Below are 26,462 nucleotides of genomic sequence, written 5' to 3' on the forward strand. Positions count from 1 at the left end.
GGACTGCCGGCCCGCTGTCGGGTACGACTGAGCGCCGGACGGGCGGGGACACGTCCGGCGGTGTCGCAGTCATCGCGAGCGCCGCGGTCGAGGCGGTCGTCGCGAGCGGAGTCGTACGGGCGACCGGGCGGAAGCGGGCGGGAACCTCGGGGGTACTCGGCCCGGCACCCGACTCCTAGTGGCGCGTCCCGAAGAGGGAGCGGCGGAGCCGGCGGAGCGGGGCGAAGAGCGAGACCCGCGCGCTACGGCTGCGGTGACCGTGCACCGGCGCCTCCGGCGTACGCGTCGTCAGTTCCCGCATCAGCAGCGTCGCCTCGGCCACCTCGCGCTGCGGCACGGCGGGACCGCCGAGCACCGCGAGATGACGGTCGAGACGCGAACTCGTCGCGCTGCTCCCGCAGGTGATGGCAGGCACTCGCGGCCTGCTGCGCATTGCTATCTGTTCCATGTCACTCCCCACCCGTACAAGGGCACCCGACCCAGGGCAGGTTAACCCTATCGCCCCTCCGTGACACCCGTGTATCCCGGCGACGGGATTCAGGGCATTCGTACGAGGGTTGACGGTCACCGTGCGAATCCATCTGATTCCAGGGCGAGTTGGACAGGGCTCGAACACCTGCCGAACCGTCATGAACCATCCTGCACTCCGGACCGCCGACCCTGGCCACCCGGACCGGTGTGATCTCCACCACCAAGATCGTCCCGGCCGCCGCCGAAGGACCGGAGCACGGACCCGGGTACGGACCCGAGCCATGACGACACCCCCTCGGCTACCGTGGATCCATGACGGTGGTCGCGGGTCGTTACCGGCTTCTGGACGTCCTCGCCGAGGGGGCGACGGGCACCGTATGGCGCGCCCTGGACGAGACGGACCGGCGCGAGGTGGCGCTCAAGGAACTCCGCGCCCCGGACGGCCTCCCGGCGGACGAGGTTCCCCTGCTCTACGCGCGGCGCGAGCGGGCGGCACGGGCCGCCGCCCGGATCTCCCACCCCGCGGTCGTACGGGTCCTGGGCGTCGCCACCGAGGACGGCCGGCCGTGGATGGTGACGGAGCTCGTCCGGGGCCTCACCCTCGCCGAGACGCTGGAGGCGGCCGGCCCGCTGCCCCCGCGCGAGGCCGCCCGTGTCGGCGCCGAAGTCCTCGCCGGGCTCCGGGCGGCCCGGACGGCGGGAGCCCCGCACCGGGGCCCTGGACCCGGGCACGTCCTCCTCGCCAACGACGGACGGATCGTCATGACGGGCTTCGGCGCGACTCCGGAGGACGATCCGGGGCCCGAGGCGGACCTGAGGGCGGTGGGCGCGCTCCTGGCCGGGGCGGTCTCCGCGCCGCCGTCGCCGGGGGCGTCGAAGGACGGGCGGGCCGGTGCGCTCCGGGCCGTGATCGAGGACCTGCTGGACGAGGGGCCGGAGCGCGGGCCGACCACGGACCGGGCCGAGCGGGCCGAGCGGGAGCTGCGGCGGCTGGCGGCGGGCGGGGCGCGTCCCGCCCGACCGGAGCCCGGCACGGCGTCGGCAGGAGCGGGGCCGAGTCGCCGGGCGGAGGGCGCCGGCGGCTCCGGCCATGACGACGGCGACGGCTTCGACGACGGCGACGGCGGGGCCGGGGAGCGGACTTCGGTGAAACCCGGCGGTGGGCGGCCCGGCCGGCGGGGGGCGCCGCGCCGGAGTCACGTCCTGCTCGCCGGGGCGGTCGGCGCGCTGGTGATCGCGGGGGCTCTGACGTACCACGCGGTCCGGGGGGACGAACGAGGCGCCGGGCCCGGTCCGGGCGGTGTCACGAGCACCGCTCCGGCCGGCCCCGGCGCCACGAGCGGCGCGGGTGGCGGTCCGGTCAGACCGCGTTCCTGAAGCTGGGCAGGTAGCCGCCGGACTGGCCCGCGGCCGTCGGGTGGTAGGACTCCCCGATGTTGAGCCAGTTGACGCTGTGCAGCCAGGCGGAGCCGGAGCAGATCTCGTGTCCGGTGAAGGCCGGGACGACGCTGGAGAAGGTGTAGCCGTGGTCGGCCGCGCGCTTGGCGACGGCCGCGTTGAGGTAGTCGGAGGCTCCGTTGATGGCGCTGCGCTCGGCCTCGCTCAGGCCGGCGACGCAGTTGCCGCCCAGCTGGTAGAAGCGCGGGTAGCCGAGCACGACCACGTGGGCGGCGGGCGCCTTGTTCCTGATCGCCGTGTAGACGGAGTCGAGCTTGCCGGGCAGCGTCGTGTCGACGTAGCTCTTGGCCTGATTCACGCGGTTGATACAGGTGGCCTCGGACTGCAGCACACAGGTCGTCATGACGTCAGCGAAACCGGCGTCATTTCCCCCGATCGTGACGGAGACCAGGTCGGTGGCGGCCGAGAGCGGGCCGAGCTGATTCGCGGTCACATCACCCGTTCGGGCGCCCGAGCACGCGGTGAACGCGAAGGACGACGGGGCGTTGGCGTTCTTCCACAGCACCGGGAACGCCTTTGTGGAGCGCTTGCAGTCGCCACTGGCGCTGTCGTAACTCCCGGATCCGACACCCGAGGAGTAGGAGTCGCCGAGGGCCACATAGTCGAGGGCGGCGGTTTCGGCGGCCTGTGCGGCGCCCGCCCCGGTGAGGGCGAGGACGGCACCGAGCAGGAGCGAGGACGAAACGGCGGCAAAGCGGGACAGTCTCATGGAACCTCCCTGTAGCAGGATCTCTGCGCTACCAGGTAGTAGCATCCGATCCGCCGCTCCGGAAGTGTTCATGTCAAAACTGGGGATGAACGTCCCCGATCCCCCTTCCGTGACCATCGAGTTCCGGCCATGACAGGAAGCGGAAGTTCCGGTCCCGCCAAACGATCGAACGGGATCGCGACCCAGAACACCCGACAATGCACAGAACCGTGATCCCACATCACTGTTCCCTGCATGCAAACGGATTGAACGAACGCGACCGGGTCGGGTGCACATCTGACCGGCGAAGCTTCGCCAAACTACGGAAAAGCGGGCCACAGATCCGGGACTTGCCATACAGTCCCAATCATCAATACCGTCGTACATCTCACCCGCACCGATCCATCACGCACAGCGGCTCAGGGGAGGGCTCTAGCGTCGCTGATGGTCCCGGTGCGGGGCGCGGTAGGGGGGTGCCGTGCTCGGTGTTCGTAGGTGCGCCGAGTCGCGGATGCCGCGCGGCCAGACATGCCAACTCGCCGATCCCGCAAGGAGATCGTTTCTGTGCGGGCGGGCGAGAACCCCCCTTTCGAACCGGACACACCATCGGACCGCCCAAGGGGTGGGCGGCCCACCGGACGAGAGGGAAACCAGACCTATGAGCTCGTTCCTGCGCCCATCCGTCTCGGGCCAAGAAATGACCGAGCCGAGTCGAATAGCCGCCCAGTACCGGGCCATCACCTCACATCTGGCGATCGCTCCGCCGGTGAGTGTGGTCATTCCCGCGATGAACGAAGCCGAAAATCTTCCGTACGTCTTCAAGACGCTGCCGGAATGGATTCACGAAGTCGTTCTCGTCGACGGAAATTCCACCGACAACACGGTGGACGTCGCCCGTGAACTCCGGCCGGACGTCAAGGTCGTCAAGCAGGTCGGCAAGGGCAAGGGCGACGCGCTGATCAGCGGCTTCGCCGCCTGCACGGGCGACATCATCGTCATGGTCGACGCGGACGGATCGGCCGACGGCCAGGAGATCGTCTCGTACGTCTCCGCGCTCGTGGGCGGCGCCGATTTCGCCAAGGGATCCCGCTTCGCCAACGGCGGCGGCACCGACGACATGACGACCATTCGCAGACTCGGCAACTGGGTCCTCTGCGGACTCGTCAACCGCAAGTTCGGCGCCCGCTACACCGACCTCTGCTACGGCTACAACGCCTTCTGGCGTCACTGCCTCGACAAGATCACCCTCGACTGCACCGGCTTCGAGATAGAGACCCTCATCAACATCCGGGTCGTCAAGGCCGGACTCAAGGTGCAGGAGGTGCCGAGCCACGAATACAACCGCATTCACGGCGTCAGCAACCTCAACGCGGTGCGCGACGGAATCCGGGTCCTGAAGGTCATCCTCAAGGAGAAGGCCGTCAGCAAGGCCGCCCGGCGCCGGCCGGCCCCGTTCTCGGTCAACGTCCCCCGGGGAGAGGTGTCTTGAACCACCGCACGTCCCCGCCCGGCTTCTCGGTGGTGATCTGCGTCTACACGGAGGAGCGGTGGGAGGACATCCTCGCCGCCGTCGACTCCGTACGGAAGCAGTCGCTGCCGCCGCTGGAGACGCTCCTCGTGGTCGACCACAACGAGCGGCTCCGCCAACGGCTCACCGAGGAGTACGCGGAGCAGCGGCTGACCGAGGAGGTGCGGGTGCTCGCCAACGCGGGCCCCCGCGGCCTCTCCTCCGGCCGCAACACCGGAATCGCCGCATCCCGCGGCGAGTTCGTGGCCTTCCTCGACGACGACGCCGTCGCCGAGGCGGACTGGCTCCACCACTTCGCCGCCGCCTACGACGACCCGCGCGTCATGGCCGTCGGCGGCCGGACCCTGCCCGCCTGGGCGTCCGGCCGCCGCCCGGCCTGGTTCCCGGAGGAGTTCGACTGGGTCGTCGGCTGCACGTACCGGGGCCTGCCCCCCGGCCGCGTCCCGGTGCGCAACGTGCTCGGCGGCAACGCCTCCTTCCGTCGCACGGCCTTCGACGCGGCCGGCGGTTTCGCCACCGGCATCGGCCGGGACGGCGACCGGCGGCCCCTCGGCGGCGAGGAGACCGAACTCTGCATCCGGCTCTCCCAGGCGCTGCCCGAGGCGATCCTGCTCATCGACGACCGGGCCGTCATCCACCACAAGGTGCCCGCGGCCCGGGAGCGCTTCGGCTACTTCCGCACCCGGGTCTACGCCGAGGGCCTCTCCAAGGCGCTGGTCGCCCGGAGCGTCGGCCCGCAGAAGGGCCTGGAGTCCGAACGGCGCTACACCACACGGGTGCTGCCCGCCGGCGTCCTGCGCGGGGTGCGCGACGCCCTGCGGGGCCGCTCCGGCGGCGCGGGGCGGGCCGGCGCGATCGTCACGGGCGTCACGGTCGCGGCCGGCGGCTACGCGCTGGGGACCCTGCGGGCCCGCCGGACCGGGACGACGTTCTTCTCGGGGCCTATCGAGGGACCGATCGAGGGGCCGATCGAGGGACCGCCGCCCCACGGGCCGATCGAGGGCCCGGAGGCCGTTGCGCGGGCCGAGGCGGTCCCCGGGGCCAGGACTCCCGAAGGACGGGTCTCGTGACCGGTACCACCGCCGTACCCATCCTCATGTACCACGCCGTCGGTCCCGACCCCGCCCCCGCGACCCTGGGGCTCTCCGTCACCCCCGAAGCGTTCGCCGCGCAGATGGAGGTGGTCGCCGAGCGGGGGTTCACCCCGCTGACCACCGCCGCGCTCGCCACCGCCTGGCGCACCGGTGGCCCGCTGCCCGCGCGGCCGCTCCTCGTCACCTTCGACGACGGCTACGAGGGCGTGCACCGGTACGCGCTCCCGGTGCTGGCCCGGCACTCCTTCGCGAGCACCGTCTTCGTGTCCACCGGCTGGCTGCCCGGCCGGCACGCCACCGGCGGGGCGCTCGACACCATGCTCGACTGGGCGCAGGTGCGTGAACTCGCGGACGCGGGCACCGAGATCGGCGGGCACAGTCACACCCACCCGCAGCTCGACCAGCTCGACGCGCGTCGGCTCCGGTTCGAGACGCTGCGCTGCCGGGAGATCGTCGGCGAGGAGCTCGGCACCGCCCCGGCCTCCTTCGCGTACCCCTACGGCTACTCGAGCCGCCGGGTCCGCCGTACCGTCCGCGAGGTGGGGTTCACCCAGGCGCTGGCGGTCGGCAACGCGCTGGCGAGGCGCCGCCAGGGGCCGTACGCCCTGGAGCGGGTGACGGTACGGCGGTCCACCGACGTCGAGGAGTTCACCCGGCTCGTGGAGGGCCGGGCGATCGGCCGGAACTTCGCGGCCGACCGGGTCATGACGAAGGGGTACGCGCTCGCGCGACGCGCCCGGGGCGCGGTGCGCGGCCACTGGATCTGAACGCCCGGTCGGGGTGCGGAGCGCGGCCGTCGGCGGTGGTGTCCCGGTCAAAACCCGGTGCGCGCCCCGCCCGGTTGCCGGATCATGGGCGCCATGGCCGACACCCCCTCCGTACCGTCCGAGCCGCAGCGGTCGCTGCCGATCAGGCTGAACCTCGACGACAGCGACTCGCCCTCGGACGTCGTCGACGCGCTGTTCCTCGGCCGCTTCGCCACCGGGGAGCAGCCGCACTCGCACAGCACCACCCTGGACCGGGTCAAGCCGGAGGCGACGCTGCTTCCGCCGGGGGCCACGGTGCTGCGGGCCGCGAAGGACGACGACCGCAGCGCCGTGCTCGCCGAGGGCGAGGGCTGGACGCTGCTGGTCTCGCGCTGGAACCGGGGCGCCGACGTGACCGTCACGGCCACCGCGGCGGAGCTCGCCGAGCGGGTCCTGAAGGAGGCGACGGACGGGGCGAAGGACGAGCCCGAACCGCAGCCGGAGAACGTGACGATGGGGTTCTGGTACGTGTCGCCCCGGCGCGGCCCGCACCGGACCACCCGTCAGATCAGCGCGGGGACCTGGGACGAGGTGCGGCCCAACTATTCGGCGCAGGTGGCCGAGTCGATGGACCGGCTGATGAAGGTGACGCCCGAGTCGATCGCCGGCAGGCTCCTGCTGCTGCACGGCCCGCCGGGCACGGGCAAGACCTCGGCGCTGCGCACGCTGGCCCGGTCGTGGCGGGACTGGTGCCAGGTGGACTGCGTGCTCGACCCGGAGCGGCTCTTCAACGACGTCGGCTATCTGATGGACATCGCCATCGGAGAGGACGAGGGCACGGCGAAGGGGCGCTGGCGGCTGCTGCTCCTGGAGGACTGCGACGAGCTGATCCGGGGCGAGGCGAAGCACACGGCGGGGCAGGCGCTGTCCCGGCTGCTCAATCTGACGGACGGTCTGCTCGGCCAGGGGCGCAACGTCCTGGTCGGCGTCACCACCAACGAGGACCTGGAGCGGCTCCATCCGGCGGTCGTCCGGCCGGGGCGCTGCCTGGCCCGCATCGAGGTGGGGCCGTTGAGCCGGGCCGAGTCGGTGGAGTGGCTCGGGCGCGCGGAGGACGTGCCGCGCGAGGGCGCGACGCTGGCGGAGCTGTTCGCCCTGCGCCGCGGCACGCCCCCGGCGGAGCTCCCGGAGCCCCGCACGGCGGGGGCGGGCCTGTACTTGTAGGTCCTTCGGATCGGGATCAGCTGTCGTAGGCGGCGCGCAGGGCCTCGTTCAACGCGGCCTCCGCCGCCTCGCGGCTGAGGCCGAGGCGGCGGGCCTCCTCGGCGTACTGGGCGGCGGCGGTGGCCGCCCGGCGGGTGGCCGCGTCGCCGGCGGCCGCGACGAAGGTGCCGTGACGCCCGCGCGTCTCGATCACCCCGTCCGCCTCCAGTGCCTTGTACGCCTTGGCGACCGTGTTCGCGGCGAGGCCCAGCTGCTCCGCGAGTCCTCGTACCGTCGGCAGCTTGTATCCGACCGGCAGACTGCCGGACCGGGCCCGCTCCGAGATCTGGGCACGCAGTTGTTCGTACGGAGCGGTGGTGGATTCGTGGTCCACGGCGATGGTGAGTGTCACCCCGCCGATTCTGCCCCCACCCCACCGGAAAATGGGAGGCGGTGGCGCGTCCGCTGCCCGTAGCGTGCGGCCCCATGACTGTGATCGTCCGTGATGTAGACACCCAGGACGCCGAGGGATTCGCCCGGGTCCGCCGGGCGGCCCTCCCGTACATGCTGTCCACCGCCGAGCAGCTCGTCTTCGACTGGGCGCACGCCCACCCCGACAGCCACTACCGGCCGCTCGTCGCCGTGACCGAGGCGGGCGGGGTCGTCGGGACCGCCCAGGTCGGCATCGCGCACGACGCGGCGGAGCCCGGGATCGGCTACGCGAACGTGTACGTGGACCCCGCCCACCGGGGACGGGGCGCGGGGAGCCTGCTGCTGCGCGCCGCCGAGGAGCACCTGGCCGAGCGGGGGGCGCGGACCCAGTACAGCTGGGTCCTGGACGCCCCGGAGAACCTCGCCTGGGCCGGGCGGCGGGGGTACTCCCCCAGCCGTTCCGCGTACTTCCTCCGGCTCGACCTCACCGCCGCCGAGCTGCCGCCGCTCCAGGCGCCGCCGGCCGGTGTCGAACTGCTCACGGCCGAGGACTTCGCGGCCGATCCGCGGCCGCTGTTCGAGCTCGACGCGGTGACGACGGCCGACGAGCCGAGCGACGTGGGGGCCGAGCTGGACGACTTCGCGCACTGGCGGGCGACCACCTGGGAGCATCCGCTCTTCGACCGGGCGCTGACGACGGTCGCGGTGGTGGACGGTGTGCCGGCGGCGTTCAGCGCGGCGCAGACGGACGGTCTGGGCCGGTACAACTCGGGGATGACCGGCACCGCGCCGGCGTTCCGGGGCCGCGGGCTCGCGAAGCTCGCCAAGAACGCCTCGCTGCACCGGGCCCGCGCGGCGGGCTGCACGGAGGCGTTCACCGGGAACGACACCGGGAACGGGCCGATGCTGGCGATCAACAAGTGGTTCGGGTACGAGATCGGGGCGCGGGAGGTACGGCATGTCCGGACGCTCGGTTGAGGTCACGCTGACGAAGGCCGGCCGGACGAAGATCCGCTATCCGGCGGAGGTGCTCGCGGAGGACGGTGTCCGGCTCTCGGTGCGCGCCCCCTGGGCGGCCGAGGGGGTGCGGGACTTCGGCTTCGTGCGGTTCGAGCCGGGCGATGTCTTCGTGGAGCACTACTGGCGCGACCGCTGGTTCACGGTCAAGGAGGTGTGGTCCGGCGACGGCACCCTGAAGGGCTGGTACTGCGACATCACCCGGCCGGCCGTGTTCGACGGCTCCGGGGTGGTGATCGACGACCTGGACCTGGATCTGTGGGTGTCGGCGGACGGCAGTGAGGTGCTGCGGCTCGACGAGGACGAGTTCGCGGCGAGCGGGCTCGCCGCCTCCGATCCGGAGGCGGCGGCGTGCGCCGTGGTCGCCCTCGACGAGCTTGCGGTGCTGGGCCGTGAGGGCCTGATCGAGCTGCTGCGCTGAGGCCTCAGCGGAGTTCGACGTCCGCTTCCTCGGAGGCGAGGAAGCCGGGCGTCGGCAGGCCCGTCGTACCGGAGGTGAGCTGCATCAGGGTGGCGCGCACCCGGGCGGCGCCGGGCCGGTAGGCGGGGTCCTTCACGACGGAGGTGTTGACCCACTCGTGGAGGTGTCCGTCGCAGACGGCCCGGGTGCCGCCGATCCCGGCGGAACGGTTCCCCTGGACGAGGGTGGAGCTGACGAAGACCGGGCCCGCGCTGTCGTCGAGGCAGCGGTACATGCCGGAGAGGGTCACCGTGGCGTCGTCGCCGACGGTGCCGTAGCCGTGGACGGAGAGGCCGTCGGCGGCGAAGCCGTCGAGCGAGCCGCCGTCGGTGGGGCCGTCGGTGGGGAAGCCGCCGTGCGCGTGCCCGTCGGTGGGCAGGCCGGGAGCGCCGGCGGCCCCTCCCGCGTGGGCGAGAGGGGCGACGGCTGAGGCGGCGAGCAGGACGCCTGCGGCGATGAGGAGTCGGACGCGCATGGGCGGGGTCCCTTCGGAGTGGGGGGATGGTGCTGCCCGCCAGGCATACCGGATCAAGCCGCGTACTGTCCGAAACTCACCCCATCGGGGGCGAGTTGGACGAACCCGCGCATACCGTCCTACGGTCGGTGCGCGGCGCGGCGCCCCACCGCCTTCCGCACCAGCGGCCAGGCCAGCAGGATCAGCACGACCGCGTACACGGTGACCGAGAACGGCGTGTTCACCAGACCCGTCACCGAACCGTCGCTGATCTGCAGGGCCCGGCGCAGCTGCTGTTCGGCGGCCGGGCCCAGGATGACCCCGATGACGGCCGGCAGGACCGGCAGGCCGTACCGCCGCATGCCGAGCCCGATCAGGCCGATGACCAGCAGGATGACCAGGTCGAAGGCCTCGCCGCCCACCGCGTACGCGCCGACGGCGGCGAAGAAGAGGATGCCGGCGTACAGGTAGGGCCGCGGGATGCGCAGCAGCTTGGCCCAGACCGGCGCCAGCGGCAGGTTGAGCGCGAGCAGCAGCACCATGCCGACGAACAGCGAGGCGATGAGCCCCCACACCAGGTCGGGCTCCCGCTCGAACAGGAGCGGTCCCGGCTGGATGCCGTACTGCTGGAACGCGGCCAGCATCACGGCGGCGACGGCCGTCGTCGGCAGCCCCAGGGTCAGCATGGAGACGAGCGTCCCGGCGGCCGAGGCGGAGGCCGCGGACTCCGGTCCGGCCACGCCCTCGATGGCGCCCTTGCCGAACTGCTCCTTGTGCCGGGAGAGACGCTTCTCCGTGACGTACGAGAGGAAGGTCGGGATCTCGGCGCCGCCGGCCGGGATCGCGCCGAACGGGAAGCCGATGAACGGGCCGCGCAGCCAGGGCTTCCAGGTGCGCCGCACATCGTCCCCGCCCAGCCAGGGGCGCCCCACGGGGATGGCCTCCCCCGCCGTGCGGCGCAGGTGCGCGGCGACCCAGAGGGCCTCGCCGATGGCGAAGAGACCGACCGCGACGATGACGACGTCGACGCCGTCGGCGAGCTGGAGGGAGCCGAAGGTGAGGCGCTGCTGCCCGGTCATCTGGTCCAGGCCGACCAGGCCGATCGTCAGGCCGACGAGCAGGGACGCGAGCCCGCGGATGCGGGAGGAGCCGAGGACCGAGGTCACCGCGATGAAGGCGAGGACCATCAGGGCGAGGTAGTCGGGGGCCCCGATGTCGACGGCGAGCGCGGCGACCGTGGGGGCGAGGACGACGAGCAGGATCGTGCCGATCATCCCGCCGGCGAAGTGGCCGACGGCGGCCGCGGCGAGCGCCTGCGCGCCCCGGCCCGCCTTGGCCATCGGGTTGCCCTCGATGGCGGCGACGACGGCCGCGCTCTCCCCTGGGGTGTTGAGGAGGATCGAGGTGGTCGAGCCGCCGAACATGGCGCCGTAGTAGATGCCGGCGAACATGATGAAGGCGCCGGTCGGTTCGAGTCCGTACGTCACCGGGAGCAGCAGGGCGACGGCCATGGCGGGGCCGATGCCGGGCAGGACGCCGATGGCGGTGCCGAGGAGCACGCCGATGGCGGCCCACAGCAGGTTCATCGGGGTGAGGGCGGTGCCGAAGCCGTCGATGAGGGAGTTCAGGGAATCCACGGGTCAGATCACTCCCATCAGCGGGCCGCCGGGCAGCGGGACGCCGAGCAGCTTGTCGAAGACGGCGTAGGTGAGGAGCGAGAGGGCGGCCGCGATCAGCGGGTCGCGGTGGAGGTGGCGGCTGCCGAGCGCGTACGCCGCGCCCCAGAAGAGGAGGGCGCCGGCGACGGGGAAGCCGACGGGGCCGATGAGGACGGCGAAGGCGAGGAAGACGCCGGCGAGGAGCAGGACGGTGCGCCAGTCGGCGGGTTCGGTGAGGTCGACGTCCTCGCCGGTCTCGGCCTCGCCGCGGCCGCCGCGCAGGACGTCGACGGAGAGCAGCACGGCGACGACGAGCAGTCCGCAGCCGACGACGAGGGGGACGGTGGCGGGGCCGACGGGGCCGCGGCCCGCGAGGTCGGCGTCGAGGGTGAGGGCGTCGGTGAGGACGAGCACGCCGAGGACGAACAGCAGGACGCCGACGCCGAGTTCGGACCGCTCGCGGAGCCAGGTCTTCACGGTGGTGTTCACAGTCCGAGCTCCTTGAGGACGGAGCCGACGCGGCGGTCCTGTTCCGCGAGGAAGGCGCCGAACTCCTCGCCGGGCAGGAACGCGTCGTTCCAGCCGTGGGTCTTGAGGGACTCGCGCCACTGCGGGGAGTCGTGCAGCTCGGTCACCAGGGTGACGAGCTTCTCCCGCTCGGCGTCGGAGAGGCCGGGCGGGGCGACGATGCCGCGCCAGTTGGTGAACTCGGTGTCGAGGCCCGCCTCGCGGAGGGTGGGGGCGTCGAGGCCGGGGACCCGCTTCGGGCCGGTGACGGCGAGCAGGCGCAGCTCACCGGCCTTGATCTGGTCGAGGTACTCGCCGACGCCGGAGACGCCGAAGGCGACCTTGTCACCGAGGATGGAGGCGAGGAGCTCGCCGCCGCCGTCGAAGGGGACGTAGTTGACGTCCTTGGGGGCGATGCCGGCGGCCTGGGCCATCAGCATCGGGGCGAGGTGGTCGGGGCCGCCGGGCGAGGAACCGCCGCCGACGGGCAGCTTGCCGGGGTTGGCCTTCCAGGCGGTGAGGAGGTCCTGGATGGTCCGGTACGGCGAGTCCTTGCCGACCACGACGATGTCCTGCTCCTCGGTGAGCCGGGCGATCGGGGTGGTGTCGGCGAGGGTCCTGGGGGTCTCGTTGGTGTGGACGGCGCCGACGACGCCGAGGCCCATGGACATGGCGAGGCGGCCGTTGCCGCGCTCGCCGACCAGCCGGGTGAGGCCGACGGTGCCGCCGGCGCCGGGCAGGTTGAAGACCTCGACGTCGCCGGTGAGACCGGCCTCCTCGGCGTTCTTGGCGGCGGTGCGGGCGGTGATGTCGTATCCGCCGCCGGGGGTGTTGGGGACCATGAGACGCAGGCCGGGTATGCGGGTGCCGGTGTCGGAGCCGCTGCCGGGACTGAGCAGGGGCGGACCCACAAGGACCAGGAGCGCGGCCCCGAGGAGGGCGAAGGGGGTGCGCAACCGCACGTGTGCCGCCTCTCAGCTGTAGGGGGACGGGGATGTGAAGTGGCCCACATGTTGCCCTCGCGTGAGGAAGCTGTCTCTCTTCCGCAATCAACGGACGTTGTGGTCGTTGTGGTCGGGACCTAGCGTGGGTCGTCGTGACGAACGTGCTGGTGGTGGACGACGACTTCATGGTCGCCAAGCTGCACTGCCGCTATGTGTCGGCGGTGGCGGGCTTCACGGTGTCCGGGGTCGCGCACAGCGGCGCCGAGGCACTGCGCGCGGCCGAGCGGCTGAGGCCGGACCTGGTGCTCCTCGACGTGTTCCTGCCGGACATGGACGGCATCCGGGTGCTGCGGGAGCTGCGCGCGGCGGGTCTGGGCACGGACGCGCTCTTCATCACGGCGGCCCGGGACGTGGGGACGATCCGCGAGGCGCTGCGGGCGGGGGCGCTGCACTATCTGATCAAGCCGTTCAGCCAGGCGGCGCTGCACGAGCAGCTCCGTCACGTGGCCTCGCTGCGCAGCCGTCTGGACGAACTGGACGAGGCCCGTCAGGAGGACGTCGACCAGATCTTCGGCGCCCGCCCCCGCGGCTCCCGGGAGCTCCCCAAGGGCCTCGCCGCGCACACGGCCGACCTGGTGGACTCGGTCCTGCGCGCCCACCCGGAGGGCCTCTCGGCCACGGAGTGCGCCGAGGCGGGCTCCCTCTCCCGCGTCAGCGCCCGCCGCTACCTGGAGTACTTCGCGGAGACCGGCCGGGCCGAGGTCACCCTGCGCTACGGCGGCACGGGCCGCCCGGAGCGCCGCTACCGCCGGCTGGGGTGAGGCCGTCGGCGGCGGGGGTTCCTCAGCCGGTGCTTAGTGCTTCCTTAAAGCGGTCCTAAGAATCGCCGTATCCCGCTCTCCCGCGGCGATTTCACGGATCCGGGCGGCTAGTTTCCTGGGCATCCCCCCCACCTCACCCTCGTGAAGGAGCTGTCCCCCCATGACTTCTCGCCGTACCGCCGCCGTCGCCGCCACCGCGGTTCTGGCTCTCTCCGGGGTCGGTCTCGCGTCCGTGCCCGCGGTCGCCCACGGGTCGATGACCGATCCGGTGAGCCGGGTCTCGGCCTGTTACGCGGAGGGGCCCGAGGCGCCGAAGTCGGCGGCGTGCAAGGCGGCGGTGGCGGCGAGCGGGGCGCAGGCGTTCTACGACTGGAACGCGGTGAACATCGCCAACGCCGCCGGCAAGCACCGCGAGCTGATCCCGGACGGCAAGCTGTGCAGCGCGGGCAACGACAAGTACCGGGGGCTCGACCTGGCGCGGGCCGACTGGCCGGCGAGCCCGATGTCCTCCGGGGCGCACACCTTCCGGTACAAGGGGACCGCGCCGCACCGGGGCTCGTTCGAGCTGTACGTGACGAAGGACGGGTACGACCCGTCGAAGCCGCTGACGTGGGCGGATCTGGAGGCCGAGCCGTTCGCGACGGTGACCGACCCGCGGATGGAGGGCGGGGACTACGTCTTCCGGGGCACGGTGCCGAACAAGTCCGGCCGCCACCTGATCTACTCGATCTGGCAGCGCTCCGACTCCCCCGAGGCCTTCTACACCTGCTCGGACGTGGTGTTCGGGAAGGACAGCGGGGGTACGGCCCCGGCGCCGACCGCCTCCGCGCCGAGCGAGGAGCAGATCGAGGAGGGTCAGGACGAGTCCTCGGTCGAGCACGGCGGGCACGGGGACGGGGACGCCGCCACGGGTGCGCAGGAGACGGCGGCCGCTCCCGGGCCCGGTCACGAGTCGCGGCCCGCTGCCGCACGGCCCGAGGCCACCCGGGCCGCCGCGCCCAACGCGCCCGCGCCCGCGGCCGGTTCGGGCTCCGGTACCGGTGTGGTGCTCGCCGAGACCGGTGGCGACGCCACCACCCCGTATCTCGCGGTCGGTGGCGCCGCCGTGCTCGCGGTCGGCGCGGCCGTGCTGTTCGGGTCGACCCGCCGGCGCCGCGCTCGGGGCCTGAACGGCTAGCCGATCACCGACAGGCAGGTGGTCGGGCTCGCGTGGGCCGGGTCGAGGGCGTTGGCGACCTCGTGGAAGGTGACCCGGTCCACCGTGCCGATCGCCACGTGCTCGGACAGGTCGAGCGCGCACTTGTCCTGGATGAGGACGTTGGTGACGTTCGGGCCGCTCAGGAACTGCGAGCGGTACGGGGTGACCACCTCGTCGTACTGGGTCGCGATGACGTGGTAGCGGACGCCGGGGACGGTGTCGCCGCCCGCGTTGAGCTTGGTGAGGAACGGCGAGCCGGCGATCTGGTCGGCGAGGCCCGGGGTGTTGGCCTTGATGAGGTCCTCCGCGCCGGGGAAGTACGGCAGGAGCTTGGTGAGGCCGAGGAGGGTGGTGCCGTGGTTGTCGGGGGCGATCCCGACGAGCGTGTTCACCTTCGCGGCCCCGCCGAGGAACTTGAGGTACCAGCGGGGCATCATGCCGCCCTGCGAGTGTCCGACGAGGTCGGCCTCGGGGGCGCCGGTGGCGGCGAGGACCCGGTCGACGTACGTGGCGAGCTGCCCGGCGGAGGCCTCGATGGGTCCGAGTCCGTGGAAGAACGGCACGTTCGGCAGCTGGCCGTAGTCGAGCGAGAAGACGCAGTACCCGCGGTTGACCAGGTACGGCGCGAGGACGAGCCAGTTGTCGACGGAGTTCCCGAGGGTTCCGTGGACGAGGACGACGGGGCGCGGGTGCTCGGCGGAGGGCTTGCAGGAGAAGTCGTTCCAGCCGCGGCTGGTGGTCGCGGCCTCGGTGTGGGCCGAGGCGGCGGCGGTCGGGGCGAGCGTGGCGGCGGCGGTCAGCAGCAGGACGGACAGGGCTCTGACGGCGTGCTTCCAGGGCAGCATCGGGCGATCTCCTTGCGGCTCAAGGGGATGGTGGGGGTGCTACGCCCTGCGGTCCGGACCACAAGTGGGGATGCGTTCCCAGCCAAGCTACGCACGGGTAGCCTCGACTGGGAAGTTACGCGTCGGTAAAAAGTGATGCGACGTCATGAAGGCGTGACAGCAAGCCCGTTGGGCGGGAAAGCCGCCCGGCACGTCGTGCCCTCAGGCCGCCAGCGACCCCGGCAGCACCGCCCGTGGCCCGAACCTCGCCCGCGCCCGGTCCGCCACCGCCTCGATCCGCCGGGCCTTCTCGTCCGCCGGGTCCAGGGACAGCTGGTGGGCCGCGCCCTCCGCGCCCGTCAGACCCTCGGCGCGCAGGGCGATGCCCCGCACCCGGGCGCGCTGGAGGCCGAAGGAGTCGTGGACGGCGTACGCGAGGGCGGTGAGCGCCGCCGAGTGGGCGGTGGGTTCGGGCAGGGTACGGCTCCGGGTGGTCGTGGTCCGGTCCGCGTACCGCACGGTGACGGCGAGCCCGCGGCACACCTGCCCCTCGGCCCGGAGCCGCGCGCCCAGCTCCTCGGTGAGCGAGAGGAGGGCCCGGCGCTGTTCCGTCCGGTCGGTCTCGTCGCGCGGGAAGGCGCGCTCGGCCGCCAGTGAGCGGGAGGCGGCGTGCGGCACGACGGGGGTGCGGTCGACGCCCCGGGCCCGCTCCCACAGTTCGCGGCCGGTCTTCGCGCCGACGAGCCGTTGGAGCACGGCGAGCGGCGCGGCCGCGACGCGGCCGACGGAGTCGAGGCCGTAGCCGCAGAGGGTGCGGGCGGTGGCGCGGCCGACGCCGTCGAGCGCGACGACCGGCCGGTCGCGGAGGAAGGCCTCGGGGTCCTCGACGACCAGGGTGACGCCGGGCCGGGCCTCGCTCGCCGCCATCCTGGCCAGCATCGGGTTGGGTCCGGCGCCGATGACGCAGTCGACGCCGTACAGGGCGAGCGCCCGGACCCGGATGACCGAGGCGAGCTCGGCGGCGCTCCGGTCGAAGTAGCGCAGCGCGCCCCGGACGTCGGCGAGTGCCCCGTCCGGCGGGGCGGCCTCGACGACGGGGGTGAACTCGCCGAGCAGGTCGACTAGTTGAGGGAACAGCGCTTCGTACATCGGCTCGATCCGGAACCGTACGCAGAGGATCATCCCGCGCTCCCCGGGCTGCTGTGCCACAGCTTCCTTCCGCTCGGGAGCCCTTCGCCGGCCGGTTTGAGGTCGGCCCAGGGGTTCATCTCGTAACCGGTGGACAGGGTGATGCGGCGGCCGGAGTCGGCGGGCCGTCCGGCGGGGGCGGAGTCGCCGTTCCCCTCGGCGGGCCGGGGCTCCGCGAGCCGTTCGCTGACCGCCTCCAGGCCGCCGGACGCGCGGAGTTCGACGAGTTCGGCGAGGTTCCAGGCGGCGGCGCCGACCACGCTGACGCTGCGCGGGCCGCGCCGCTGCACCACGCCCCGGACCAGGAGCAGCCAGGAGTGGAAGACGGTGTGGGCGCAGCGCTCGTGGGCGTCGTCGAAGAAGGCGAGGTCGACCAGGCCCGTGCCGTCGTCGAGGGTGGTGAAGATGACCCGTTTGCCGGAGCGGATCGGCGGGGTCTGGGTGGCGGCCTTGGCGCCCGCGACGAGGACGGTCCGGCCGTGCGGGGTGTCGCGGAGGCGCTGGGCGGAGACGACGCCGAGTTCGCGGAGGAAGGCGTGGTGGTCGCCCATGAGGTGCCGGGAGGCGTCCATGCCGAGGATGCCGAGCTCGGCGCTGAGGCGTTCCGTCTCGTCGAGGTCGGGCAGGCCGACGGGGGCGGTCTTCCCGCCCTGGGCGAGCGGGAGCTGGCCGCCGTGGGAGGCGGCTCCGCGCTGGATGCGGCGGAGTTCGGTGAGGTGGAGGAGGAGGTCGCGGCGGTTGGCGCCGAAGGCGTCGAGCGCGCCGACCTGGGCGAGCCGTTCGGCGACGGGGGTGCGGGGGCGGGCCCGTTCCCAGAAGTCGAGGAGGGAGGCGTACGGCTGTCCGGCCTCGATCCGGGCGCTCTCGGCCTCGCTGATGCCATGGACGTCGGTGAGGCCGAGCCGGAGCCCCCACCGCACCTTCGATTCAGACACCAGTTCGATACGGTGGGCGACCGCCGACCGGTTCACGTCCAGCGGCAGCACCGGCACCCCCCGCCGCCGGGCGTCCGCGAGCAGCAGCCGCTTGGGGTACATGCCGGGGTCGTGGGTGAGCAGCCCGGCGTAGAAGGCGGCCGGGTGGTGCGCCTTGAGCCAGGCCGACTGGTACGTCGGCACGGCGAAGGCCACCGCGTGCGCCTTGCAGAAGCCGTACGAGCCGAAGGCCGCCACGATCTCCCAGGTACGGGCGACGACCTCGTCCGCGTATCCGCGCGCCGCGGCCTCCCTGGTGAACCAGAGCTTGATCCGGCCCTGCGACTCGGGGTCCGAGAGCCCGCGCCGCACCTGGTCGGCCTCGTCGCGCCGGCAGCCGGTCATGATCCGTACGATCTCGATGATCTGCTCGTGGAAGACGACCACGCCGTACGTCTCCCGCAGCGTCTCCTCCAGGTCGGGGTGCGGGTAGCGGACGGGGGCGCGGCCATGCCGGGCCTCGATGAAGGGGCGGACCATGTCGGCGGCGACCGGGCCCGGCCGGAAGAGCGAGATGTCGACGACGAGGTCGTGGAAGGTGGCGGGCTGGAGCCGGCCGACCAGGTCGCGCTGGCCGGGCGACTCGATCTGGAAGCAGCCGAGGGTCTCGGTGGAGCGGATGAGCCGGTACGTCTCGGGGTCGCCGTCCGGGACCGCGTCGATGTCCGGGCGGGTGCCGGTGGCCCGCTCGACCTCGGCGACGGCATGGGCCATCGCGGACTGCATCCGCACCCCGAGGACGTCCAGCTTGAGCAGCCCGAGGTCCTCCACGTCCTCCTTGTCGAACTGGGACATGGGGAACCCCTCGCCGCTGGTGGGCACCACGGGGGTGCGGGCGAGCAGCGAGGCGTCCGAGAGGAGGACCCCGCAGGGGTGCATGGCGGTGCCGCGCGGCAGCGCGTCGAGGGCCTCGACCAGCTCCCAGAGCTTTCCGTACTTCTGCCGCTCGCCCGCGAGTTCGCGCAGCTCGGGCAGTTCGTCGAGGGCGGCGAGCGCGTCCCGGGCACGGATGTGCGGGAAGGCCTTGGCGATCCGGTCGATGTCGGCCGGGTCGAGGGAGAGGGCCGCGCCCACGTCCCGGACCGCGTGGCGGACGCGGTAGGTCTCGGGCATGGCGACGGTGGCGACGCGCGCGGTGCCGAAGCGGTCGATGATCGCCCGGTAGACCTCCAGGCGGCGGGCGGACTCCACGTCGATGTCGATGTCGGGCAGCGCGGTGCGGCGCTTGGAGAGGAAGCGTTCCATCAGCAGGCCGTGCTCGACCGGGTCGGCGTGGGCGATGCCGAGGAGGTGGTTGACGAGGGAGCCGGCGCCGGAGCCGCGGGCGGCCACCCGGATGCCCATCTCCCGTACGTCGTCGACGACCTGGGCGACCGTCAGGAAGTAGGGGGCGAAGCGGTGGTGGGCGATGACGTCCAGCTCCTGGTGCATCCGGTCCCAGTAGGCGCCCCGCTTCTCGTACCCCTTGAGGATCATGCCGGCGGCGGCCCGCGAGGCGAGGACGCGCTGGGCGGTGCGGTACTCGGCGCCGACGAGGTGCGGCTCGGGGAAGTGCGCGGAGCCGATGCCGAGGTCGTCCTCGGGGTCGACGAGGCAGTCGGCGGCGACCGTCGCGGTCTGTTCGAGGAGGCGGTGGGCGGTGTCCCGGCGGAAGCCGGCCGCCTCGACGATCCGTTCGGCGGCGGCCCGCATGCCGTCGGCGCCCTTGAGCCAGGCCTCGCCGCTGTCGAGCTCCTTGCGGGGGTCGACGGGGACGAGGCGGCGGGCGGAGTCGAGGACGTCGGCGACCGGTCCCTGGCCGGGGTCGGCGTACCGGACGGCGTTGCCGATGACGGGCCGGACGCCCTGCTCGGCGGCGAAGCCGACGGTCCGGGCGGCGAGCCGCAGGGAGCCGGGTCCGGTGCCGCTCCGGCCGTGGTCGACGGCCGTCAGCCGCAGCGCGTCGCCGTACCGCTCGCGCCAGGGGGCGAGCAGCCGGACGGCCCGGTCGGGGCGGCCGGCGGCGAGGGCGCGGCCGACGTCGGACGCGGGGCCGAGGAGGACGAACACGTCGTCGTCGCAGAGGGCGGACCAGGGCAGCAGGGGGTGGTCCCCGCCGCCGGCGTGGGCGGCGGTGATCATCGCGCAGAGGGAGGCCCAGCCGGCGCGGGAGCGGGCGAGGAAGAGGGCACGGGGGGCGGACTCGTCGACGAAGGCGCCGCCCCGGACGGGGACCCGGCGTATGTCCTGCGGGCCGCGGCCGGGCGCCCGCCGGACGTCCCGCGGGTCGCCGCCGGGCGAGGCCGCCGGCGTCCGTCCCGGCCCTGGTGTCGTCGGCTCGTACGCCAGGTCCACTCCGAACAGCGGGCGGATGCCCTCCTTCGCGCACGCCTTGGCGAAGCGGATCGTGCCCGCGAGGGTGTCGCGGTCGGTCAGGGCGAGCGCGTCCATGCCGCGCTCGGCGGCGCGGGCGGCCAGGCGTTCGGGGTGGGAGGCGCCGTAGCGCAGGGAGTAGCCCGACGCGGTGTGCAGATGCGTGAACCCCGGCATGGTGCACCTCCCGGCTCCCGCATCGAAATCGTACGTACGTTCCCACCCCCTGCTCTTCACCATAGCCCATTTCGAACGTCCGTACGATAAGCGTGTTCGACCCACCCGGGTCAGCCATTCGGACGCATCCCACCTGCGAAAACACCCCTCGCCCCCGAACCTGGGGGGCATGAGCCTCGTCGACGAACTGAAAAGCGCCGTCACCCCCCGAGCCGCCCTCCTTGTCGTCGGCGTCTTCGCCCTCCAGCTGCTGTTCATCGCCTCGTACGTCGGGGCCCTGCACCACCCCAAGCCCAGGGACGTCCCCTTCGGCGTCGTCGCGCCGCCACAGGTCTCCGCCCAGCTCGTCGGGCAGCTGGAGAAACTCCCCGGCGCCCCGCTCGACCCCCGTACGGTCGCCGACGAGGCCACGGCACGGAACCAGATCCTGAACCGGGACATCGACGGCGCCCTGCTCGTCGCCCCCACCGGCCGCACGGACACCCTGCTCGTCGCCTCCGGCGGCGGAACCGTGCTCTCCACGGCCCTGGAGACGATCCTCACCCAGGTCGAGGGCGCCCAGCAGCGCACCGTACGGACGGTCGACGTGGCCCCCGCGTCGGCGCAGGACTTCGACGGGCTCTCGGCCTTCTACCTCGTCGTCGGCTGGTGCGTCGGCGGCTACATCTGCGCCGCGATCCTGGCGATCAGCGCGGGCTCCCGGCCCGCCAACCGGGAACGCGCGATCATCCGCCTCGGCGCCCTCGCGATCTACTCGGTGCTCGGCGGACTCGGCGGCGCGATCATCGTCGGCCCGATCCTCGGCGCCCTGCCCGGCAGCGTCGCTGCCCTGTGGGGCCTGGGCGCCCTGGTCGTCTTCGCCGTCGGCGCCGCCACCCTCGCCCTCCAGTCGGTCTTCGGGATCGTCGGCATCGGCCTGGCGATCCTGCTCGTGGTCGTCGCGGGCAATCCGAGCGCGGGCGGCGCCTTCCCGCTGCCGATGCTGCCCCCGTTCTGGAACGCGATCGGACCCGCCCTGCCGCCGGGCGCGGGCACCTGGGCGGCGCGCTCGATCGCGTACTTCAAGGGCAACGACATGACCGGCTCGATGCTGGTCCTCGCGGCCTGGGCGGTCGTCGGCGCGGCGGTGACCCTGGTGATGTCCTCCCTGAAGCGCAAGCCGGCGGCGGAGCCGATCGCGGAGGAGCTGGGCACGGCGAGCGGCGCCCGGGCCCACTGAAGACCCCAAAACCACTGGCCTCCCTCCTCGTCGGCCGCTACGTTCGCGGGGCAGCGACCACCGTCCCCGAACCGACAAGGCTCTCCGTGGCATCTGTCCGCCCCGCCCGTCCCGACGAACTCCCCGCCCTGGTCGAGCACTCTGGCGACCCCGAGCGCAACGCCGCCACCCGCGCGTACCTCACCCAGCTCCTCGACAACCGGTGCACCCGGCCCGAGTGGTGCCTGGTCGCCGAGGACGGCGACGGCCGGCTCACCGGCAGCGTGGTGCTGTGGACCATGCCGGGGCACGAGGTCCCGCTGGCGCTCGTGCTGTTCGAGGCGCCGAAGGACGCGCCGGAGACCGCCGCCGCCCTGCTCGACGCGGCGGCGTCGGTGGCCGGGAAGCTGGGCGCGACGGAGCTCGAACACGTCGTCGACTCCCCCGCCCAGGCCCCGCAGTTCCAGCGGGACCCGGAGCGCCGGGCCGAGCTGCTGCGGGCGTCCGGCTTCGGCGTGATCCGCGACGGACGCCGGTTCGGCCTCCGGGTCCCCGCCGCGGACGGAAGCGGTGACGCCGGACCGGAGGCGCCCGGCGCCCCGGACGCACTGCCCGCCGACGACCCCCGGCTGACCTTCCGCTCACTCGCCGAGCTCGGCCCCGAGCCCTTCGTCGCGGTCCTCGCCGAGCTGCTCGCGGACACCGCCGACGCCCGCCTCGCGGCGGACGTGCGGCAGCACGGCGCCCGGCGTGCGGCCGAGCTGCTCTTCGAGGAGACGGCCGAGCTGAAGCACGAGCCGGCGTGGTGGGAGCTCGGCTACGACGCGGACGGCACCGTCGCCGTGATCAGCCTGCCCGCCGAGAACCCCGCCTTCCCGGTGATCGGCTTCGTCGGCGTCGCCCCCGCCCACCGGGGCAAGGGGTACGCGACCTCGGTCGTGATCCGGGGCACGCGCGTCCTGGTCGCCGCCGGGGCCACCGAGATCCGCGGCGACTGCGACGCCGCGAACGTGGCGATGGCCAGGGCCTTCGAGCGCGCCGGCTACGAGAACTTCGCCGCCCGGCTGGAGTTCGCCCGCGCCCTCTGACCCGCGCCCTCTGACCCCGCGCCCCCTGACCCCGCGCTCTCCGATCCCGTGCTTTCCGATCCGGCGCCCCCTGGCCCGGCTTCCGCACACGACGGTGCCGCCCCGTGCTTCCTCGCACGGGGCGGCACCGTCGTACGGTGGCGGGCTACGCGCCGTAGTACGCCCGGGTCATCAGTTCCTTCATCTCGTCGATCATCGGCATCCGGGGGTTGGCCGGGGCGCACTGGTCGGCGTAGGCGTTCATCGCCTGCTGCGGCAGGGCCGCGAGGAAGGCCTGCTCGTCGACGCCCTCCGCCTGGAAGGAGGCCGGGATGCCGCACCGCTCGCGCAGCTCCTCCACCGCCCGGGCGTAGGACTCGACGCCCTCCTCGGGGGTCGCGGCCGGCAGCCCGAGCATCCGCGCGATCTCCTGGAAGCGCTCCGGGGCCCGGTAGACCTCGGCCTTCGGCCACGGCACGGCCTTGTGGGTGACGGTGCCGTTGTGGCGGATCACGTGCGGGAGCAGCAGCGCGTTGGTGCGGCCGTGGGCGACGTGGAAGGTGTTGCCGAGGGTGTGGGCCATGGCGTGGACCAGGCCGAGGAAGGCGTTGGCGAAGGCCATGCCGGCGATGGTGGACGCGTTGTGCATCTTCTCGCGGGCCTCGGGCGCCTTGGCGCCCTGTGTCACGCAGGTCTCCAGGTTCTGGAAGATCAGCTTGATCGCCTGGAGGCACTGCCCGTCGGTGAAGTCGTTCGCGTAGGCGGAGACGTAGGCCTCGGTGGCGTGGGTCAGGGCGTCGAAGCCGGAGTCGGCGGTGACCGTCGGCGGGAGGTCGAGCGGCAGGAGCGGGTCGACGATGGCGACGTCGGGGGTGAGCGCGTAGTCGGCGAGCGGGTACTTCTGCGCGGCCTCCGGGTCGGAGATGACGGCGAAGGGGGTGACCTCGCTGCCGGTGCCCGAGGTGGTGGGGATCGCGACGAGCTTCGCCTTCTCGCCGAGCCGCGGGAAGCGGTAGGCGCGCTTGCGGATGTCGAAGAACTTCTCCTTGGTGTCCGCGAACTCGACCTCGGGCCGCTCGTACATCAGCCACATGATCTTCGCCGCGTCCATCGGGGAGCCGCCGCCGAGGGCGATGACGGTGTCCGGCCGGAACTCCCGCATGGCGGCGGCGCCGGCCCGGACGGTGGCGAGCTCCGGGTTGGGCTCGACGGAGTCGATGACCTGGAGGGTGACCGGCTCCTCGCGCCCGCCCAGGATGTCGGTGATCCGCCGGACGAAGCCGAGGGCGCTCATCGTGCGGTCGGTGACGATGGTGACCCGCTTCAGGCCCTCCATCTCGCCGAGGTAGCGGATGGCTCCCCGTTCGAAGTAGATCTTCGGCGGCACCTTGTACCACTGCATGTTGGTGTTGCGCCGTCCGATCCGCTTGACGTTGATCAGGTTGACCGCGGTGACGTTGTTCGAGACGGAGTTGTGTCCGTAGGAGCCGCAGCCGAGGGTGAGCGAGGGGAGGAAGGAGTTGTAGACGTCGCCGATGCCGCCGAAGGTGGAGGGGGCGTTGACGATGACGCGGACCGCCTTGACGCGCTGGCCGAACTCCTCGGCGAGCGCCTCGTCCTCGGTGTGGATGGCGGCGCTGTGGCCGAGGCCGTGGAACTCGACCATCCGGGCGGAGAGTTCGAGGCCGTGCTCGGTGCTGTCGGCCTTGAGGGCGGCGAGGACCGGTGAGAGCTTCTCGCGGGTGAGCGGCTCGCCCTCGCCGACCTCGGCGCACTCGGCGAGGAGGATCGAGGTGTCCTCGGGGACCTCGAAGCCGGCCTGGGCGGCGATCCAGTGGGCGGACCTGCCGACGACGTCGGCGTTGAGCCTGGCTCCGGCGCAGTCGGTGGCGTAGGCGGTGGTGCCGAAGACGTACTCCTCCAGCTTGGTCTTCTCGGCGGCGGTGACGACGTGGGCGCCGAGCCGCTCGAACTCGGCGATGCCCTCCTCGTACACCTCCTCGTCGAGGATGACGGCCTGCTCGGAGGCGCAGATCATGCCGTTGTCGAAGGCCTTCGAGAGCACGATGTCGTGGATGGCGCGCGGGAGCTTGCCGCTGCGGGTGACATAGGCGGGGACGTTGCCCGCGCCGACGCCGAGGGCGGGCTTGCCGCATGAGTAGGCGGCCTTGACCATGGCGTTTCCGCCGGTGGCGAGGATGGTGGAGACGCCCTCGTGGTTCATCAGGAGGGCGGTGGCCGCCATGGAGGGTTCCTCGATCCACTGCACGCAGCCGGCGGGCGCCCCGGCGGCGACGGCGGCGTCGCGGACGATCCGGGCGGCCTCGGCGGAGCACTTCTGCGCGGAGGGGTGGAAGGCGAAGACGATCGGGTTGCGGGTCTTGAGGGCGATGAGCGCCTTGAAGACCGTGGTCGAGGTGGGGTTGGTGACGGGGGTCATCGCGCAGATGACGCCGACGGGTTCGGCGATCTCGGTGATGCCGTTCAGTTCGTCGCGGCGGATGACTCCGGCGGTCTTGAGGCCGGCCATCGAGTGGGTGACGTGTTCGCAGGCGAAGAGGTTCTTGACGGCCTTGTCCTCGAAGAGGCCGCGTCCGGTCTCCTCGACGGCGAGCCTGGCCAGTTCGCCGTGCGCGGCCAGCGCGGCGAGGGAGGCCTTCTTGACGATGTGGTCGACCTGTTCCTGGTCGAGCTCCTCGAACCGGTCAAGTGCCCCGAGGGCCTCGCGCACCAGTCCGTCCACCTTCTCCTCGGTCTCCATGGCAGGCACTCCTTCGTGGGTCCCTTTTTCTCCGATGTCTCCATTCGACACCCGATGACCTGCGAAAAGGCCAGGAAAAGGGCCTGCGGGGAGGGGCCGGAAGTCCCTTTGTGAACGCATTCACAAAGGGACTCCGGGGTGCGTGCGGAAGATCGACTAGAAGACGCTGACCCCGTACGCGCTCAGCGCCTCGGTCACGGGCTGGAAGAAGGTCGTGCCGCCCGTGGAGCAGTTGCCGCTGCCGCCCGAGGTGAGGCCGACGGCCCGGCTGCCCGAGTAGAGCGGACCGCCGGAGTCGCCGGGCTCGGCGCACACGTTCGTACGGATCAGCCCGGAGACGATGTCACCGCCGCCGTAGTTCACGGTGGCGTTCAGGCCCGTCACGGAGCCGCTGTGGATGCCGGTGGTGGAGCCGCGGCGGGTGACCGACATGCCGACGGTGGCGTTGGCGGCGCTGGTGATGTCCACGCTGCCGACCGTGCCGGACTTGGTGACGGAGGAGTTGGTGTAGCGCACCAGACCGTAGTCGTTGCCGGGGAAGCTGGACCCCGCGGTGGTGCCGAGGACGGTGGTCCGGGAGGAGTTGGAGTACCAGGTGCCCGCGCCGTCGGTGCAGTGGCCGGCGGTCAGGAAGTAGTAGTTGCCCGCACTGTCCCGGACGTTGAAACCCAGCGAGCAGCGCCAGCTGGTGGCGTAGATCGCGTCGCCGCCGGAGATCAGCTTGGTGAACTTGCCCGGGGTCCGCTCGACCCGGATGGCGTCCGCGTTCGCCCCCGCCTGCCGCTTGATCTTCGCGATCCCGGCGGGGGTGACGGTGGAGTCGGCGGTGACGACCAGCTCGCCGGTGGCCGTGTCGGCGTACCAGGCGGTGCCGGCCACGTCGGCGGCGCGGACGGCGTCGCCGGTCGCCGAGAGGGCGGCGGCGTCGAAGGTGCGGGTGCTCCGCGCGGAGTCGGCGGTGCCCGCGCTCGCGGTGGGGGCGGCGAGCGCGGCGGCGGCGGCGAGGCCTGCCGCGACGGCGAGCAGCCGGACGGTTCTCGTGGGGGTGGTGCGCATGGTCCTCACTTCTCGTTCCTCCCGAGGGGAATCGGGGGCCCGCCGTGGGGTGCCGGGCCCGTGAGGCGCGGCCTGGGGCCGGCGCTGTGGGGGAGTCTCGGGCCGTACGACTTCACGCCGCAAGGGCGCCTTTCGGCCGTACGGCCCTCAACTACCTACCGCTCCCAGCGAGTTGAGAAGGGGTCA

General features: G+C 72.7%; 23 protein-coding genes. 11 read left to right on the top strand and 12 right to left on the bottom strand.

Annotation, left to right across the window (positions count from 1 at the left end; genetic code table 11):
• Window positions 1-175: 175 nt before the first annotated feature.
• Entirely contained in the window at window positions 176-448 is a 273-nt protein-coding gene (locus DEJ43_RS06615) for a hypothetical protein (protein WP_041662193.1), read from the bottom strand.
• 335 nt (window positions 449-783) lie between these two features.
• On the opposite strand from DEJ43_RS06615, the gene DEJ43_RS06620 reads away from it, so the two are divergent.
• A complete protein-coding gene (locus DEJ43_RS06620; RefSeq protein ID WP_015032544.1) occupies window positions 784-1,848 on the top strand; it encodes a protein kinase domain-containing protein in 1,065 nt (354 codons plus the stop codon).
• Here DEJ43_RS06620 and DEJ43_RS06625 read toward each other — a convergent pair.
• Window positions 1,832-2,638: an SGNH/GDSL hydrolase family protein gene (locus tag DEJ43_RS06625; RefSeq protein ID WP_041662194.1), complete on the bottom strand. Its 807-nt coding sequence runs from the start codon at window positions 2,636-2,638 to the stop codon at window positions 1,832-1,834. The two genes, DEJ43_RS06620 and DEJ43_RS06625, sit on opposite strands and share 17 nt — an antisense overlap.
• A gap of 637 nt (window positions 2,639-3,275) precedes the next feature.
• Between DEJ43_RS06625 and DEJ43_RS06630 the strand changes: the two genes are divergently transcribed.
• From DEJ43_RS06630 to DEJ43_RS06645, 4 genes are all read left to right on the top strand, one after another.
• A complete protein-coding gene (locus DEJ43_RS06630; protein WP_015032546.1) occupies window positions 3,276-4,106 on the top strand; it encodes a glycosyltransferase family 2 protein in 831 nt (276 codons plus the stop codon).
• On the top strand, window positions 4,103-5,215 hold the full coding sequence (locus DEJ43_RS06635) for a glycosyltransferase family 2 protein (RefSeq protein ID WP_015032547.1): 1,113 nt from the start codon (window positions 4,103-4,105) through the stop codon (window positions 5,213-5,215). The genes DEJ43_RS06630 and DEJ43_RS06635 overlap by 4 nt, the downstream gene beginning before the upstream one ends.
• A gap of 26 nt (window positions 5,216-5,241) precedes the next feature.
• Entirely contained in the window at window positions 5,242-6,006 is a 765-nt protein-coding gene (locus tag DEJ43_RS06640; protein ID WP_041663694.1) for a polysaccharide deacetylase family protein, read from the top strand.
• An 84-nt stretch (window positions 6,007-6,090) separates the two neighbouring features.
• Complete coding sequence (locus tag DEJ43_RS06645) at window positions 6,091-7,209, top strand: DUF5925 domain-containing protein (protein WP_015032549.1); 1,119 nt, start codon at window positions 6,091-6,093, stop codon at window positions 7,207-7,209.
• A 16-nt stretch (window positions 7,210-7,225) separates the two neighbouring features.
• On the opposite strand, the gene DEJ43_RS06650 is transcribed toward DEJ43_RS06645, so the two are convergent.
• Window positions 7,226-7,600: a GntR family transcriptional regulator gene (locus DEJ43_RS06650; RefSeq protein WP_015032550.1), complete on the bottom strand. Its 375-nt coding sequence runs from the start codon at window positions 7,598-7,600 to the stop codon at window positions 7,226-7,228.
• Window positions 7,601-7,674: 74 nt separating this feature from the next.
• Here DEJ43_RS06650 and DEJ43_RS06655 point away from each other — a divergent pair, with 74 nt between their 5' ends.
• A complete protein-coding gene (locus DEJ43_RS06655; RefSeq protein WP_041662195.1) occupies window positions 7,675-8,598 on the top strand; it encodes a GNAT family N-acetyltransferase in 924 nt (307 codons plus the stop codon).
• Window positions 8,579-9,058 carry a ribonuclease FAU-1 family protein gene (locus DEJ43_RS06660; protein ID WP_015032552.1) on the top strand — a complete coding sequence of 160 codons (480 nt, stop codon included), beginning with the start codon at window positions 8,579-8,581 and terminating at the stop codon, window positions 9,056-9,058. The genes DEJ43_RS06655 and DEJ43_RS06660 overlap by 20 nt, the downstream gene beginning before the upstream one ends.
• Window positions 9,059-9,062: 4 nt before the next feature.
• Here the strand turns inward: DEJ43_RS06660 and DEJ43_RS06665 are convergent, their stop codons facing one another.
• From DEJ43_RS06665 to DEJ43_RS06680, 4 genes are all read right to left on the bottom strand, one after another.
• Window positions 9,063-9,572 carry a DUF6299 family protein gene (locus DEJ43_RS06665; protein ID WP_015032553.1) on the bottom strand — a complete coding sequence of 170 codons (510 nt, stop codon included), beginning with the start codon at window positions 9,570-9,572 and terminating at the stop codon, window positions 9,063-9,065.
• Between the two features lie 119 nt (window positions 9,573-9,691).
• Window positions 9,692-11,188 (bottom strand): tripartite tricarboxylate transporter permease, encoded by a 1,497-nt coding sequence (locus tag DEJ43_RS06670; protein ID WP_015032554.1) that lies wholly within the window; start codon window positions 11,186-11,188, stop codon window positions 9,692-9,694.
• A gap of 3 nt (window positions 11,189-11,191) precedes the next feature.
• Window positions 11,192-11,698 carry a tripartite tricarboxylate transporter TctB family protein gene (locus DEJ43_RS06675; RefSeq protein WP_015032555.1) on the bottom strand — a complete coding sequence of 169 codons (507 nt, stop codon included), beginning with the start codon at window positions 11,696-11,698 and terminating at the stop codon, window positions 11,192-11,194.
• Window positions 11,695-12,678 (bottom strand): Bug family tripartite tricarboxylate transporter substrate binding protein, encoded by a 984-nt coding sequence (locus tag DEJ43_RS06680; RefSeq protein WP_015032556.1) that lies wholly within the window; start codon window positions 12,676-12,678, stop codon window positions 11,695-11,697. The genes DEJ43_RS06675 and DEJ43_RS06680 overlap by 4 nt, the downstream gene beginning before the upstream one ends.
• A 134-nt stretch (window positions 12,679-12,812) precedes the next feature.
• On the opposite strand from DEJ43_RS06680, the gene DEJ43_RS06685 reads away from it, so the two are divergent.
• Both DEJ43_RS06685 and DEJ43_RS06690 read left to right on the top strand, forming a co-directional pair.
• Complete coding sequence (locus DEJ43_RS06685) at window positions 12,813-13,481, top strand: response regulator (protein WP_015032557.1); 669 nt, start codon at window positions 12,813-12,815, stop codon at window positions 13,479-13,481.
• A 160-nt stretch (window positions 13,482-13,641) separates the two neighbouring features.
• Window positions 13,642-14,658 (top strand): lytic polysaccharide monooxygenase auxiliary activity family 9 protein, encoded by a 1,017-nt coding sequence (locus DEJ43_RS06690; RefSeq protein ID WP_015032558.1) that lies wholly within the window; start codon window positions 13,642-13,644, stop codon window positions 14,656-14,658.
• On the opposite strand, the gene DEJ43_RS06695 is transcribed toward DEJ43_RS06690, so the two are convergent.
• The 3 genes from DEJ43_RS06695 to DEJ43_RS06705 form a co-directional block, all read right to left on the bottom strand.
• Complete coding sequence (locus tag DEJ43_RS06695) at window positions 14,655-15,524, bottom strand: esterase/lipase family protein (protein ID WP_015032559.1); 870 nt, start codon at window positions 15,522-15,524, stop codon at window positions 14,655-14,657. The two genes, DEJ43_RS06690 and DEJ43_RS06695, sit on opposite strands and share 4 nt — an antisense overlap.
• Window positions 15,525-15,725: 201 nt before the next feature.
• A complete protein-coding gene (locus DEJ43_RS06700; protein ID WP_015032560.1) occupies window positions 15,726-16,685 on the bottom strand; it encodes a DNA polymerase Y family protein in 960 nt (319 codons plus the stop codon).
• The gene (locus tag DEJ43_RS06705; RefSeq protein ID WP_015032561.1) at window positions 16,682-20,194 is read right to left on the bottom strand and encodes a DNA polymerase III subunit alpha; all 3,513 of its coding nucleotides are present in this window, start codon (window positions 20,192-20,194) and stop codon (window positions 16,682-16,684) included. The genes DEJ43_RS06700 and DEJ43_RS06705 overlap by 4 nt, the downstream gene beginning before the upstream one ends.
• Before the next feature lie 169 nt (window positions 20,195-20,363).
• On the opposite strand from DEJ43_RS06705, the gene DEJ43_RS06710 reads away from it, so the two are divergent.
• Both DEJ43_RS06710 and DEJ43_RS06715 read left to right on the top strand, forming a co-directional pair.
• Entirely contained in the window at window positions 20,364-21,413 is a 1,050-nt protein-coding gene (locus DEJ43_RS06710; RefSeq protein ID WP_015032562.1) for a membrane protein, read from the top strand.
• 86 nt (window positions 21,414-21,499) lie between these two features.
• Window positions 21,500-22,480 carry a GNAT family N-acetyltransferase gene (locus DEJ43_RS06715; RefSeq protein WP_015032563.1) on the top strand — a complete coding sequence of 327 codons (981 nt, stop codon included), beginning with the start codon at window positions 21,500-21,502 and terminating at the stop codon, window positions 22,478-22,480.
• A 145-nt stretch (window positions 22,481-22,625) separates the two neighbouring features.
• Here the strand turns inward: DEJ43_RS06715 and adhE are convergent, their stop codons facing one another.
• The gene (gene adhE, locus DEJ43_RS06720) at window positions 22,626-25,220 is read right to left on the bottom strand and encodes a bifunctional acetaldehyde-CoA/alcohol dehydrogenase (protein ID WP_041662197.1); all 2,595 of its coding nucleotides are present in this window, start codon (window positions 25,218-25,220) and stop codon (window positions 22,626-22,628) included.
• A gap of 156 nt (window positions 25,221-25,376) precedes the next feature.
• Window positions 25,377-26,276 carry a S1 family peptidase gene (locus DEJ43_RS06725; protein ID WP_015032565.1) on the bottom strand — a complete coding sequence of 300 codons (900 nt, stop codon included), beginning with the start codon at window positions 26,274-26,276 and terminating at the stop codon, window positions 25,377-25,379.
• Window positions 26,277-26,462 lie beyond the last annotated feature (186 nt).

This window comes from Streptomyces venezuelae ATCC 10712, from assembly GCF_008639165.1.
Classification (GTDB): domain Bacteria; phylum Actinomycetota; class Actinomycetes; order Streptomycetales; family Streptomycetaceae; genus Streptomyces; species Streptomyces venezuelae.

Bases quoted from the DNA above. Each gene is read 5' to 3' on its own strand.
- DEJ43_RS06700 (WP_015032560.1), bottom strand. From the start codon at position 16,685: ATGATCCTCTGCGTACGGTTCCGGATCGAGCCGATGTACGAAGCGCTG.
- DEJ43_RS06695 (WP_015032559.1), bottom strand. From the start codon at position 15,524: ATGCTGCCCTGGAAGCACGCCGTCAGAGCCCTGTCCGTCCTGCTGCTG.
- DEJ43_RS06645 (WP_015032549.1), top strand. From the start codon at position 6,091: ATGGGCGCCATGGCCGACACCCCCTCCGTACCGTCCGAGCCGCAGCGG.
- DEJ43_RS06660 (WP_015032552.1), top strand. From the start codon at position 8,579: ATGTCCGGACGCTCGGTTGAGGTCACGCTGACGAAGGCCGGCCGGACG.
- DEJ43_RS06630 (WP_015032546.1), top strand. From the start codon at position 3,276: ATGAGCTCGTTCCTGCGCCCATCCGTCTCGGGCCAAGAAATGACCGAG.
- DEJ43_RS06655 (WP_041662195.1), top strand. From the start codon at position 7,675: ATGACTGTGATCGTCCGTGATGTAGACACCCAGGACGCCGAGGGATTC.
- DEJ43_RS06690 (WP_015032558.1), top strand. From the start codon at position 13,642: ATGACTTCTCGCCGTACCGCCGCCGTCGCCGCCACCGCGGTTCTGGCT.
- DEJ43_RS06640 (WP_041663694.1), top strand. From the start codon at position 5,242: ATGTACCACGCCGTCGGTCCCGACCCCGCCCCCGCGACCCTGGGGCTC.
- DEJ43_RS06710 (WP_015032562.1), top strand. From the start codon at position 20,364: ATGAGCCTCGTCGACGAACTGAAAAGCGCCGTCACCCCCCGAGCCGCC.
- DEJ43_RS06705 (WP_015032561.1), bottom strand. From the start codon at position 20,194: ATGCCGGGGTTCACGCATCTGCACACCGCGTCGGGCTACTCCCTGCGC.
- DEJ43_RS06625 (WP_041662194.1), bottom strand. From the start codon at position 2,638: ATGAGACTGTCCCGCTTTGCCGCCGTTTCGTCCTCGCTCCTGCTCGGT.
- adhE (WP_041662197.1), bottom strand. From the start codon at position 25,220: ATGGAGACCGAGGAGAAGGTGGACGGACTGGTGCGCGAGGCCCTCGGG.
- DEJ43_RS06615 (WP_041662193.1), bottom strand. From the start codon at position 448: ATGGAACAGATAGCAATGCGCAGCAGGCCGCGAGTGCCTGCCATCACC.
- DEJ43_RS06620 (WP_015032544.1), top strand. From the start codon at position 784: ATGACGGTGGTCGCGGGTCGTTACCGGCTTCTGGACGTCCTCGCCGAG.
- DEJ43_RS06725 (WP_015032565.1), bottom strand. From the start codon at position 26,276: ATGCGCACCACCCCCACGAGAACCGTCCGGCTGCTCGCCGTCGCGGCA.
- DEJ43_RS06665 (WP_015032553.1), bottom strand. From the start codon at position 9,572: ATGCGCGTCCGACTCCTCATCGCCGCAGGCGTCCTGCTCGCCGCCTCA.